The sequence below is a fragment of the Streptosporangium sp. NBC_01810 genome (genome assembly GCF_035917355.1).
Classification (GTDB): Bacteria; Actinomycetota; Actinomycetes; order Streptosporangiales; family Streptosporangiaceae; genus Streptosporangium.
Genome location: NZ_CP109070.1, coordinates 5694966 through 5707693, shown reverse-complemented (window position 1 = coordinate 5707693; position 12728 = coordinate 5694966). Strand labels below are relative to the sequence as shown.

The window sequence follows — 12728 nt, the reverse complement described above, 5'->3', positions numbered from 1 at the left end:
AACCGGTTGTTTTCCCAGGTAGGGATGTGAAGGTGTTAGCTGAGGATCATTGTGGTTTTTGCTCATAGTGAGAGTGACCGGCTACGGAACTGGCATCTGCTGACCGATCACCTACGGGGTACGGCGGAGTTGGCGGCCCGCTTCGCTGAGAGGTTCGGCGGAGAGCGCATCGCCTGGTGGCTTGGCCTGCTGCACGATTGCGGCAAGGCCTCGTGTGACTGGCAGGAACGCCTGGCAGAGGTGTCGGGAACCGGGCGCCCGGTGGGCATCGATCACAAGACATTGGGTGCCCGCATGGCCCGGGAGCGAGGGCTGGGGTCCTTTGCTCTGGCGATCGCCGGTCATCATGGTGGGCTCGTGGATCCGCAGGCGTTGCGCGAGCGATTGGACAACCCGACGAAAGCGGATCGCGACCGGGAATCCGATGCACTCGCTGTGCTGGAAAGCGGAATACTCCCGGAGTTGGACAATACCGATCGCGTGGTGATCCCCCCGGCATGGAGGCAACCGCTGGTGCGAGAGATGGCACTGCGGCTGACTTTCAGCGCGCTGTGCGATGCGGATTTCCTGGACACCGCCGCCCATTTCGCGGATGCCTCCGGTCCTGTCGTACGCCCCGACGCTGATTTCGGATATTTACGTGATCGGTTCGAGAAGAGACGTACAGCTCTGTTGGAAGATCGTCTCGTCCGCTCCGTCATTGATGCCGAGCGGGAGGAGGTCTATCGAGCATGCGTACGTGCCGCTGCTGCCAAGCCCGGCGTTTTCCGGCTGGCCGCACCCACGGGGGTGGGCAAGACCATCTCGGCCGGAGGATTCGCGCTACACCACGCCGCTCTGCGCGGACATCGCCGAGTGATCGTGGCGGTCCCCTTTTTGACGATCACTGAGCAGAACGCCGGTGTTTACCGGAGTTTGCTGGAGACCTCGCAGGGGGCACAGGTCGTGCTGGAGCATCACAGCGGGGTCAATCTGGACGAACCGTCCAACCGCTGGGCACGTCTGGCCGCGGAAAACTGGGACGCTCCGTTCGTGGTGACGACCACCGTCCGGCTGTTCGAGGCTTTGTTCGACCGGAAACCCGCTGCCATGCGCCGACTGCACCGGCTGGCGGGAGCGGTGATCGTGCTGGACGAAGTTCAATCACTACCGCACCAGATGCTGGTGCCGATTCTGGACGCCCTTCGAACGCTGGTCGACCACTTCGGGACGACCGTGCTCCTCACCTCGGCCACCCAGCCGGACTTCTGGCACCTGAGTCCTTTCGAAACCCTTCCGGCGACCGAGATCGTTGCTGATCCCGCCGCGCTGGTATCCCGGTTGCGGCGAGTCGAATTCGACTGGCGAATCGATCCCAGCCCCACCTTGGACGAACTCGCCGATGAGGCGGCCGCCCAGGAGCAGGCGCTGGTCGTGGTCAACACCACCGCCGACGCCCGTACGGTGTTCAACATCTGGCGTACGCAGGTTCCCGAGGGTGTGGCCTGGCACCTGTCGACCCGGATGTGCGCCGCACATCGGCGCCGCGTGCTCGAAACGGTCCGTACTCGGTTAGCTGAGGGGATGCCGGTTCTTCTGGTGTCGACGCAGCTGATCGAGGCCGGGGTCGATGTCGATTTTCCCCTCGTCTACCGGGTCATGGCGCCGGCGGATTCCTTGCTTCAGGCGGCGGGACGAGCCAACCGTGAAGGCAATCTGCTCGGCCTGGGAAAGGTGGTCATTGTTGATCCCGAGGACGCCGGCCATCCACAGGCATACAAAACCCTGCTGGCTGCCACCCGCCTGTATTTCGGTCCAGGCAAGGCCGATCCCGACAATCTCGCTGCGCTACGCGGCTACTACCGGTCGGTGTACGGCGCACTGAACCTGGAGGATTCACGCAGCGCCGGTCAGCGAATTCAGGACGCCAGAGGCATTCTGGACTTCCCCGCTGTGACCGACGGGCCGGCCGACCCTGTCACCGGTATCCGTGATCGCCGCTATGCCTTCCGTATGATCACCGATGACGGTGTCAGCGTGGTGACCTCACGAGGAGCGGTCGATGAGGAGCAGCGGGAACTCATCGATCAGGTCGTGGAACGGGTTCGTACCGCCGCCCGCCCCGACGGGGCCGACCTGCGACTGCTTCAGCCGTACGTGACCACCGTGCACCCCTCCGCACTGCGAAAGCCCGGAGTGGTCGCCCTGATGAAACCAATCATTGGTGAGCCCGGACGCGCCGGCTCTCTTGCCGAGTGGATCGGCGACTACGACTCTCACACCGGTATCGAACTCGACCCCCGCACCGAGGAGTTCATCTGTTGAACACGGTCAAACCCTCATTACAGTTGCCGCGCTCCTCTGACGGTTCACCTCCGGTGGTGGTGCAGGTCGCGGGTGAGGCCGCGTTGTTCTCGCGGCCGGAGTTGAAGGCCGAGCGGCTGACCTATCCGGTGATGACACCGACTGCCGCCAGGGGAGTGCTGGAGGCGATCTTCTGGAAGCCGCAGATGCGCTACCGGGTGGTGGCCGTCGAAGTGCTCAAACCGATCAAACAGTTCACCATCCGGCGCAACGAGACCCATCAGGTGGTGTCGATGGCCGGGGCGCTGCGCGGGGATCGGGTGGACACCGCCGCCAATCGGGACCAACGCAACGCTGTGTGCCTGCGTGATGTGGCCTATCGGATCCACGCCCATATCGAGGCCGGTACGCAGGCCAACAAGAACGCCGCAGCCTACCGGGACCAGTTCCGGCGCAGGGTTACCCGAGGCTCCTGCTTCCACCAGCCGTTCCTGGGCACCAAGGAGTTCAGCGCGGACTTCGGCGATCCCGACGACACACCGCCGATCAACCGGACCGAGGATCTGGGGGTGATGCTGCACACCATCCATTTCGGGCCACCGATCCAGATGGAGTGGTTCACCGCCCGACTCGACAATGGTGTGCTGTACGTGCCTGAACGCGGAATCCACGTCCCAGCGGTCTCGACCGGCGGTGGCTGATGCTGCTGGCACGCCTGGTGGAGTACGCCAGAGACCGCTTGATATCGCCACCGCCGTTCTACAGAGCACAGAAAGCCCAATGGATCCTGGAACTGCGGGCCGATGGTTCTCCGCTGTCGCCCACGCTGACGCCCTTGGTCGACCCTGGCGATCCGCTGCGTAAGAACGGCGTCGAGTACGTGGTGCCCTCGATCACCAAAACTGTGGGCATCGAACCGAAGGTTGCCTTGGACAACCCGGAATACCTGCTGGGCTGGATCGCCAAAGTTGCCAAACCTGATCGGGTGGCCAAAGCCCATCAGGCATTCATCGACCTGACTGACCAGTGGGTGAAATCTGATCCTGACTCTCCCGCGCATACACTGCACCGCTTCCTGACCGAGGGACATGTTGAGCGGTTCACCGAGCAGGAAGGGTGGGGCCGGGGAGACCTGATCTTGGTACGGATCCATGATGATTCGGTACCTGGGGGTGTCTTCCTGCACGAGACCGAATCGGCCCACCAGTTCTGGGACACGGTGGCTTATTCGCGAAAAGGTTTAGGAAACAGTGGGCTCTGCCTGGTCTGTGGCAGCATGGGGAAACTGCTGAAAACCATTCCCCAGCAGTTACCCGCGAGGCTGGTGCCACAAGCAAGTCAGAGCGCGTCCCTGGTCAGCGTGAACAAGGCCACCCACGGCTTCGCCCTGCAGGAGCAACTCACCCACACTCCGATCTGCGTACAGTGCGGTCTGGCGGCGATGGGTGCGCTGGAAAGCCTGCTGGACCATCAGTGGAGAAGCGCGCTGACCGGGCAGAACACTCGCCTGGCCTGGTGGGTCACCGGAGAGAGCGACCTCACCTTGGATCCGCTGGACGACCCTCGTGCTCACCCCGAACAGGTGGCCCGCATCCTGGGCGCCGCAGCACGCGGCAGGCAGGCGGCCCCACTGACTCAGGAGGACCTGAGCACCTTCTGCGCGGTCACCATCGGGGGCAACGTCTCACGGGTCATGGTCCGCGACTGGATCGAACTGCCCCTGGCTGATATCCAGGACAACCTTGCGGCCTGGTTCACCGACCACGCGATCACCGATGCCTGGACCGGAGAGGTTCGCCACACCGGGCTTGGCAGGATGGCGTTGGCCGGTGGCCGCTGGCTGGGCGACCGCAAAATATATGCCGCCTTCGGTGCCTCCGGAGCCGATCGCCCCGACGGCCTGTATCAAGGACTGCTTCGCGCCGCCCTGCTGAACAAACCGTTGCCGCCCAAGCTGCTGGCCCACGTGGTCCACCGAATCCGAGCCGATGGCCGCCTGGACACCGAACGCGCGGCCCTGCTGCGCCTGGCACTGGTCCGGCGACCCGGTATCTCCCATCCGGAGGCATACATGCCCTTGCTCAATCCCGATCATCATCAGCCGTCCTACCTGGCCGGTCGGCTCTTCGCCGTTCTCGAAGACGTGCAACTCTCGGCCTCTCGCGCGGGCGGTGACGACGCCCCCAACGTCACCTTCACCGACCGCTATTTCAGCCGAGCGGTGACCAGCCCCGCCGTCGCTCTGGTCGCCGGCCGAAAAGACGCGCGTGCCTGGCTCAAACGACTGCGCCGCGACCAGCCCGGTTGGGCCCAGCGCGCCCAAGAGACCCTGGACGATCTGTTCTCCCAGCTGGTAGTCGCCGGGGGCGTCCCGCACGGCGCAGTCCTGGCCGACCAGGCGGCCTTCATCCTGGGCTACCACCACCAGCGCGCCACCACCCGAGCCGAGCGTATCGCCAGCAAAGCAGCCAAAACCTCCAACCAGCAGCTCGACCCGCAAGAAGGAGCTCGCGCATGAGCGCACACCTGGACCCGGCCGTCCGGCACGACATCGTGTTGCTGTTTGACGTCACCGACGGCAACCCCAACGGCGACCCGGACGCGGGTAACCAGCCACGCACCGACGACGAGACCGGCCAGGGCCTGGTCACCGATGTCGCGCTCAAGCGCAAGATCCGCGACGTCATTCCCCAGATCAAGCCCGCAGACGATCGCTACGGCATCTTCGTCGAAGCCGGACACGCCCTCAACCCGCGCATCGAGCAGGCCCGCACCATCACCAAGGGCACGACCGAGGAACAGCAGCGCTGGCTGTGTGACCGCTATGTTGACATCCGCCTGTTCGGCGCGGTGCTCAGTACCGGCAAGAAGGAAGAGGGAAGCAAAACCGCCGGAGCGGGACAGGTACGCGGCCCCCTGCAGTTCACCTTCGCACGCAGTCTGGACCCGGTACTGCCCAGTGACAACGCCATCACCCGCGTCACCCCTACTCGGCAAGAAGACCTCGACTCGGGTAAGCGCACCGAGATGGGTTCCAAATGGACCCTTCCCTACGGGCTCTACCGAGCCCACGCCTTCTACTCCGCTGGACGCGCGGCCAAGACCGGCGTCACCGGCGAAGACCTGCAAACCCTGTGGACGGCCCTGACCCTGATGTTCGACCATGACCGCTCCGCCGCACGCGGAGAGATGAGACTGTGCGGCCTGTACGTCTACAGCCACCCCAACGCCCTCGGCGTGGCACCCGCGGCGGCCCTTTCCAGCCGCATCCGGGTGGAGCGTTCCGACACTGAAAAGCCGCCGCGCCACTACACCGACTACCGGCGCGTCATCGCCAACGACGACCTGCCAGAAGGCGTCACCTTCTGGACAGCAGTGGATCTGTGGCCCTGACCACCGATGACGGGAGCGCGGAACTGGTCAGCATCCCGCTGTCGGCGCTGGAACACCTGACCTACTGCCGACGCCAGGCGGCCTTGATCCACGTCGAGGCCACCTGGACCGACAACGTCGACACCGTACGCGGCGAACTCGCACACGCCGTCGTCGACCTACCGGGTACCCGTCGGCGGCGCAGTGTGGCCCTGGTGCGTTCTCTGCCGGTCCGCAGCCGTGTTCACGGCCTGCACGGTGTCTGCGACCTGGTGGAGATCGAAGGCGACCACGCCACACCCGTGGAGTACAAGGTCGGCCCCTACCATCCTCAGGGGCCGGCCGACCTCCAACTCGCAGGTCAGGCCGTCTGCCTGGCGGAAGCCGGCTACGCCGTACCCGAGGGCTACATCTACTCCGCCGCCGACCGTCGTCGCCACCAGATACCTATCACCCCTGAACTGATCACTCGTACCCTCGAAGCCACTGTCGCAATGCGTGATCTCCTGCTCCAGGACAGGCTCCCTCCCGCCCACAACGACCGCCGTTGCCGTCGCTGCTCGCTCCGCGATGACTGCATGCCCGAACTCACCCACACATCGCACCGGACCACCACCCCTTTTGAAATCCGTCCGTTGGGAACCTGGCGTGACTGAACTCCTCAACACCCTGTACGTCCAGACGCCCGGTAGCAGCCTGCACCTGGAAAACGACACCCTCCGAGTGGTTCACCCCGACCAGCCCGGCCGTAAGATTCTGCCGCTCGCGCGCATCGACCATCTGGTGTTGTTCGGCGGCGTCACCATCACCGATGATCTGCTGCTGCGCTGCGCCGATGACCGTCGCAGTATCAGCTGGCTGACCGGCTTCGGACGTTTCCGCGCCCGCGTGTGTGGCCCCACAGCGGGGAACCCACTGCTGCGCCGCTCCCAACATCGTGCCCATGACGATGAAGCCTGGCGGCTTTCCATCGCTCAGCGCATGGTCGCCGGAAAGATCCACAACAGCCGGCAGGTGCTCCTCCGTGCCGCTCGGGACGCCAGCGGCGCCAAACAGAGCACTCTTCGCGCAGCCGCCGAGCGCAACGCCGTCGCGCTGACCCAAACGGGCCAAGCCGATGACATCTCGGTCCTGATGGGTACCGAGGGCATGGCCGCCCGTGACTACTTCGCAGCCCTGCCCGCGATGTGTCCCAGCGCCGCCACGCCCTTCCAACGTACCCGCCGCCCTCCGGCCGACCCGGTCAACTGCCTGCTGTCATTTCTGTACGGCATGTTGCGCGTCGCGGTCCATGGAGCCCTGGAACAGGCTGGACTTGATCCCTACATCGGGTTCCTGCACGGCGTACGGCCAGGAAAGCCCGCTCTGGCGCTGGACCTGATGGAGGAGTTCAGGCCGCTGCTGGCCGACAGGCTCGTCATGACCATGCTCAACCGCAAAGAGCTCAGCGAAGGCGACTTCGAACGCCTACCCGGGGACGTGGTCCGTCTCACCGACAACGCCCGGCGTACCGTCCTGAACGCCTGGCAGACCAGCCGCCAACGGACCTGGCCACATGCTCACCTGCAACGCGAGGTGCCCGCCGCACTTCTGCCCCTCATTCAGGCCCGGCTGCTGGCCCGACACCTGCGCGGTGATCTGGATGAATACCTCCCATGGACTGTGAACTGACATGGACTTGCTGGTGACCTACGACGTGGAGACCATCACAAAGGAGGGGCAGGCACGGCTGCGCCGGGTCGCGAAGATCTGCGAGGGTTACGGCCACCGCGTCCAGAAATCGGTCTTCGAAATCGTGTGCTCCGAGGCGGACAAGCTCCGCCTGGTCGCAGCTCTTACCCATACCATCGATCACAGCAGCGACACGGTGCGCATCTACCGCCTCCCCGCCCAGGCGCTGGACGACGTCGAACACCTGGGCATCAGACGGGCCATTGACCCCCGAGGCCCCTTGGTGATCTAGGAACCTCCGGTATGCCCGCGACACGCCACCTGTTCCGAACCGGAAATCAACACCAATCGGGCATTTCTCCCCACCTGTCGGATGCTTCTTCGTTGAGAAATGGTTAAAATCCCAGCTCAAGAACCCAGCACCGCCAGCACCGGCCCTCCGGGGTCGGTGAGCCACCATCGCTGTCGCCTCTCTCCCGGCCCTTGCAGGGCAGCACCGCCAGCACCGGCCCTCCGGGGTCGGTGAGCCGGCCCCAAGGCCCGGATCCGCAACAACGTGCTCACCCAGCACCGCCAGCACCGGCCCTCCGGGGTCGGTGAGGCTCTTCACGCAGGACGGCACACCGCTGCCCCGCTCCCCAGCACCGCCAGCACCGGCCCTCCGGGGTCGGTGAGGACCCACAGCCAGGGGGTTGTGCCCCGGTAGAGCGGCCAGCACCGCCAGCACCGGCCCTCCGGGGTCGGTGAGGATCGCAACCAGGGACCGGACGGGGAGCCCATGGAGCAATGCATGCCAGCACCGGCCCTCCGGGGTCGGTGAGGATCGCAACCTCGTCAGCGATGTGAGCGTGCAGCATGCTCTTGATCCAGCACCGGCCCTCCGGGGTCGGTGAGGATCGCAACCACCATGGAGGTCGTCATGCCGCTGGTGTCGATCACGGCCAGCACCGGCCCTCCGGGGTCGGTGAGGATCGCAACGCGGATGTTCCAGCCGTCGCCGCCTCCGAGGTCGTACCAGCACCGGCCCTCCGGGGTCGGTGAGGATCGCAACGGGTACTCGCCCTGGGCCTCGGGCAACGTGTCGTAGCCCAGCACCGGCCCTCCGGGGTCGGTGAGGATCGCAACCGCAACCACAGCGGCGAGCCCCGCACCGCTCGCGACTTCCAGCACCGGCCCTCCGGGGTCGGTGAGGATCGCAACAAGACAACGGAGGCAGTCAGGGTGTGGCAGCACACGACCAGCACCGGCCCTCCGGGGTCGGTGAGGATTGCAACCTGGTCGAAATCGGGGAAGTCGCGGTCGAGCTGGTCGGCCAGCACCGGCCCTCCGGGGTCGGTGAGGATCGCAACGTGGACTCATACAGGCGGTAGACGGCCTCGATCTGGTCCCAGCACCGGCCCTCCGGGGTCGGTGAGGGGCGCAGCAATCAGGGCACTGAGTCGCCGCGTGTTCTTCGGCGAAACCGCCGGGCGGCGGGCACAGGCCATCCACTTCGTGTTCCTGGTCGCTGTGGTTGATCGCGAAGAGCCAGTCGCCGCGTCGTACGAACTTCCAGGCCCAGCAGGCGGGCGTAGGCGGCGTCGGACAGGTGGGTGGAGACGTACAGGACCGTTCCGGAGCCGTACGGGTGGTGGGTGATCGCGGGTTGGTCAGAGAGGGTATCGTCCCGACGCTCATCGGGCTCATCCTGGCCGCCACGGCCGTACGTGGTTGAAAGCGGTTTTCCGGGTACGGGCGCTGCAAGGGGAAGCATCGGCCCAGACGCCGCGGTGGCCGTTTCGAACCGTGATTTTGATCAATTATGAGGAGAACACCATGACGAGTACGGAACGTCCCGCCGAGGCGTCGGGCCAGTTCGCGATCGGGGGCGACCTCACGGTCAACCGCCTGGGGTACGGGGCGATGCAGCTCACCGGGAAAGGCGTGTGGGGAGAACCGAGCGACCCTGAGGAGGCGGTCCGCGTGCTGCGTCGCGCCGTCGAGTTGGGTGTTGACTTCATCGACACCGCCGACTCCTACGGCCCGTTCGTCTCCGAGCTGCTGATCAGGAAGGCGCTGCACCCCTACCCCGAGGACCTGGTCATCGCGACCAAGGCGGGGCTCACCCGGTCGGGCCCCGACGACTGGCGCCCGGTCGGCCGCCCCGAGTACCTGCGCCAGCAGGCCGAGCTGAGCCTGCGCCACCTCGGCGTGGAGCGGATCGACCTGTTCCAGCTGCACCGCATCGACGCGAAGGCGCCCCTCGCCGACCAGGTCGGGGAGCTCGCCCTGCTGCAGCAGGAGGGCAAGATCCGGCACATCGGCCTCAGCGAGGTCAGCGTCGAGCAGGTCGAGGAGGCGAGCAGGTTCGCGAGGATCGTCTCGGTGCAGAACCTCTACAACCTCGCCCAGCGCGACGCCGAGCCGCTGCTGGAGTACTCCGAGGCCAACGGCATCGGCTTCATCCCGTGGTTCCCGCTCGCCACCGGCAAGCTGGCCGAGGAGGGCGGCCCGCTCGCCGAGGCGGCCAGGGCACACGGCGTCACCCCGTCGCAGCTGGCTCTGGCCTGGCTGCTGAAGCGCTCCCCGGTGATGCTCCCCATCCCCGGCACCTCGAAGGTCGCCCACCTGGAGGACAACGTCGCCGCCGCAGGCGTCGAACTGACCGACGAGGAGTTCGCGGCCCTGTCCAAGGGGGCCTGAGAGAGGAGGACGGACGCCGCCGGTCCTGCCGGCGGCGACGTTCCTCGCCCGCCGTGATGTCGATGTACGACCGGCTCGGTTCGCTCTGGAGATCCCCGGCCGGTGGTCGCCACCCGCTGGAAAGGTCTCATCGTGACGATCCAGATAGCGGTTTGCGGTCCGCGTGACTGCACCGGCGAGGACGAGTCCAATGCCCGCGAGATCGGCCGGCTGCTGGCGGAGCGCGGTGCGGTGGTGATCTGCGGTGGTTACACGGGAGTCATGGCCGCCGTGGCGTCCGGTGCCCGCTCGGCGGGCGGGACGGTGGTCGGCATCCTGTCCCGAGCGGACCGGGAGCACGCCAACCCGGACCTTTCCATCGTGATCCCGACCGGCGTCGGGGAGGCGCGAAACAACATCATCGTCAACTCGGGTGATGCCGTGATCGTCGTCGGTGGATCGTGGGGCACCTTGTCGGAACTGGCGCTCGCGATGCGCCACGGCCGTGCCCCCGTGGTCCAGCTCGGCGGCTGGCGGCTGGTTGACCGTGCGGGGCATCAGGTCGCCGGTGTCAGGTACGTCTCGTCCCCGCAGGAGGCACTGGCGGCCACCGGGCTCTGGCCTGACCACTGACTCCTTCGGCCATTGCCCGGCCCAGCCGGGCAATGGCCGGCGGCAGGGGATTCCCATGTGCTCAGTCCGCGTCGTAGCCCCTGTCGGTACGGAAACCGTGGACGAGGTCAGCCGCGGAACCGGATGAGCAGCCCGATCGCCGGCAGCGCCATCAGCAGCAGCTGCCAGTCACGTTTCAGACGCGATCCGAAGGGTTGCGGGCGCGCCCGGCTTGTCCTCGACCCCCCTTTACGGACATCCTTGGAGGTGCCGGTGCCGGTGCCGGCGGGTGAGGTCAGGTCACCCGCCGGTCCGGTCTTCGCGTGGTCGCTAAGCACGGCCGTTGTCCCGCAGGACCTTCAGGTAGGAGTCGCGGGCCTCGTCCCCGCGCGGAGGTCCTTTCCCGGCGCCGCCGGCACGGCCAACCTGGTCTATCTCATCGGCGAGATCGGGGTCGGGGCCGGGATCACCCTCGACGGCCGGCTGCGCAGGGGAGGCCGGGGATACGGCGGCGGGCTCCGGTGACACCGATGGGCGCGCCCCCCGAAGGGGAAGCGCGCCCATCGTCGTGCGGCTCGGCGTACTGCCGTGGGTGGGGCTACCAGTCGCCCCCGCCGAAGTCTCCGCCGCCGAAGTCGCCTCCGCCACCGAAGTCACCCCAGCCGCCGCCGCCGAAGTCGCCGCCACCGCCGAAGTCGGTGCCGCTGTCGGCGCCGGCGCCGTAGCCGCCGTAGCCACCGAATCCGCCGCTCAGCATGCTGCCCATCATCGTGCCGACGAGCATGCCGGTCATGACGTCGCCGAAGCCGCCGTAGTAGCCGTAGGCGTAGGGCTGGTAGGCCGGTCCCGCGTCGTAGTACGGGCGGCGCTGGCCGTTGACCATGACCTCGCGGGTCTGGGGCTCGAAGCCGCGATCGACGGCCTCGGCGTCGGCCGCGCAGGCGGGCACGTCGCGCAGCGCGCCGCCGGGCGGGGCCCAGCGCACGTCACGGACGGAGGGACCGTGCTGCGGGTTGAAGAAGCACGGGGAGCGCCGCTCGGGCAGCGGCTGGTGGTTGACGCGCGCCTTCACACAGGCGAGGGCGTAGCGGCCCTCCTCCAGCGCGGTGGTCACGCCGCGGAACTCGTCGGGGCGCTTGACCGCCGCGAGCTCCACCTTGGCCCGCTCGTAGGAGTCCAGGGCGCGCTGCCAGTCCTCCAGGTGGTCGGCGCCGTCGCCGAGCAGCTTGACGTCGGTGTCGAGGTCGGTGATCTCCTCACCGAACTTGGTGACGTCCTCGTCCACGGTCTGCTTGACCGCGGCCAGCTCGGCGGCCTCACGGATCTCACGATCCTTCTTCTTCTTGCGGGAGTAGAGGAAGATGCCCGCACCACCGGCCAGGGCCAGCACCAGGATGCCGACCAGCACGCCGGTGCTGGAGCCGCTTGAGGAGCTGGAGCTGGAGGAGTTGGCGGGCACGCCGGCGCCCGACGCCGCGTCGTCCGCCAGCTTGACGAAGTTGATCACGCTGTCGGTCGGGCTGTTGGCCTTGGCCCGTCCGAGCAGCTCGTCGACGTCGACACCCTTGATGTTCGTGACGCCGAACGGGGTCCTGCCGTTCATCACCAGGACCGTCGACTTGGAACCGACGCCCTTCAGGAGCGAGCTCAGCAGGGTCCTCGCCTGGGACTGGCTGGTGACCGAGCCGTCGGGCAGCATCGCCACGTAGACGGAGGAAGTCTGCTCGGCCGCGCCGCGCATGGCATCGACGGCGTTGGCGGGCAGGCCCGCCGCGGGATCGGCGTAGAAGTGGTCCCCGTCCTTCAGTTCCGAGACGATCGCACTGGGGTCCGGCGCCGCGGCGTGGGCCGCCGGGGCGAGCATGAAAACGGCCAGCAGCCCGGCGAACAGTGCCATGAGCATGGCACCGAAACGGCCTGGCGCGGTTCTAATCGTGGTCACGGCAGAAAGCCTCCTTCGTCCTGAAGACGAATGAGCGGACGGCAGAGTTCCTACATCTTGACCGTATCCTCTTCCGAATCGTGTCAGGCACCTACCAGGGCATCCGGCGTGTGGACCGTCACGATCTCTTCCGAATCGTGTCAGGCACCTACCGGGGCATTCGGCGTGTGGACCGTCACGATCTCTT

Annotated in this window: 12 protein-coding genes and 1 CRISPR repeat array; of the genes, 11 read left to right on the top strand and 1 reads right to left on the bottom strand. The window is 66.7% G+C overall.

Annotated elements, in window-relative coordinates; all coding sequences use genetic code 11:
- The first annotated feature begins 51 nt into the window (after positions 1–51).
- The 11 genes from cas3 to OIE13_RS25160 all read left to right on the top strand — a co-directional run bounded on the left by cas3 (position 52) and on the right by OIE13_RS25160 (position 11124).
- On the top strand, positions 52–2304 hold the full coding sequence (gene cas3 / locus OIE13_RS25210; RefSeq protein ID WP_326635894.1) for a CRISPR-associated helicase Cas3': 2253 nt from the start codon (positions 52–54) through the stop codon (positions 2302–2304).
- 56 nt (positions 2305–2360) lie between these two features.
- Entirely contained in the window at positions 2361–2984 is a 624-nt protein-coding gene (cas5c, locus tag OIE13_RS25205) for a type I-C CRISPR-associated protein Cas5c (RefSeq protein WP_326635896.1), read from the top strand.
- The gene (gene cas8c / locus OIE13_RS25200; RefSeq protein WP_326635898.1) at positions 2984–4801 is read left to right on the top strand and encodes a type I-C CRISPR-associated protein Cas8c/Csd1; all 1818 of its coding nucleotides are present in this window, start codon (positions 2984–2986) and stop codon (positions 4799–4801) included. Before cas5c ends, cas8c begins: the two co-directional genes overlap by 1 nt.
- Positions 4798–5676: a type I-C CRISPR-associated protein Cas7/Csd2 gene (cas7c, locus tag OIE13_RS25195; protein ID WP_326635900.1), complete on the top strand. Its 879-nt coding sequence runs from the start codon at positions 4798–4800 to the stop codon at positions 5674–5676. Before cas8c ends, cas7c begins: the two co-directional genes overlap by 4 nt.
- Positions 5667–6311 (top strand): CRISPR-associated protein Cas4, encoded by a 645-nt coding sequence (cas4, locus tag OIE13_RS25190; protein ID WP_326635902.1) that lies wholly within the window; start codon positions 5667–5669, stop codon positions 6309–6311. The genes cas7c and cas4 overlap by 10 nt, the downstream gene beginning before the upstream one ends.
- A complete protein-coding gene (gene cas1c / locus OIE13_RS25185) occupies positions 6304–7326 on the top strand; it encodes a type I-C CRISPR-associated endonuclease Cas1c (protein WP_326635904.1) in 1023 nt (340 codons plus the stop codon). The genes cas4 and cas1c overlap by 8 nt, the downstream gene beginning before the upstream one ends.
- Position 7327: 1 nt before the next feature.
- Entirely contained in the window at positions 7328–7618 is a 291-nt protein-coding gene (gene cas2, locus OIE13_RS25180; RefSeq protein ID WP_326635906.1) for a CRISPR-associated endonuclease Cas2, read from the top strand.
- 281 nt (positions 7619–7899) lie between these two features.
- A CRISPR array of direct repeats spans positions 7900–8750; the repeat unit is 37 nt; unit sequence CCAGCACCGGCCCTCCGGGGTCGGTGAGGATCGCAAC.
- Positions 8751–8839: 89 nt separating this feature from the next.
- Positions 8840–9040: a hypothetical protein gene (locus tag OIE13_RS25175; RefSeq protein WP_326635908.1), complete on the top strand. Its 201-nt coding sequence runs from the start codon at positions 8840–8842 to the stop codon at positions 9038–9040.
- Between the two features lie 101 nt (positions 9041–9141).
- A complete protein-coding gene (locus OIE13_RS25170) occupies positions 9142–10008 on the top strand; it encodes an aldo/keto reductase (protein WP_326635909.1) in 867 nt (288 codons plus the stop codon).
- A 132-nt stretch (positions 10009–10140) separates the two neighbouring features.
- Positions 10141–10620 carry a TIGR00725 family protein gene (locus OIE13_RS25165; RefSeq protein WP_326635910.1) on the top strand — a complete coding sequence of 160 codons (480 nt, stop codon included), beginning with the start codon at positions 10141–10143 and terminating at the stop codon, positions 10618–10620.
- A gap of 252 nt (positions 10621–10872) precedes the next feature.
- Positions 10873–11124 (top strand): hypothetical protein, encoded by a 252-nt coding sequence (locus OIE13_RS25160; protein ID WP_326828827.1) that lies wholly within the window; start codon positions 10873–10875, stop codon positions 11122–11124.
- 73 nt (positions 11125–11197) lie between these two features.
- On the opposite strand, the gene OIE13_RS25155 is transcribed toward OIE13_RS25160, so the two are convergent.
- Complete coding sequence (locus tag OIE13_RS25155) at positions 11198–12541, bottom strand: hypothetical protein (RefSeq protein ID WP_326635913.1); 1344 nt, start codon at positions 12539–12541, stop codon at positions 11198–11200.
- Between the last annotated feature and the right edge of the window lie 187 nt (positions 12542–12728).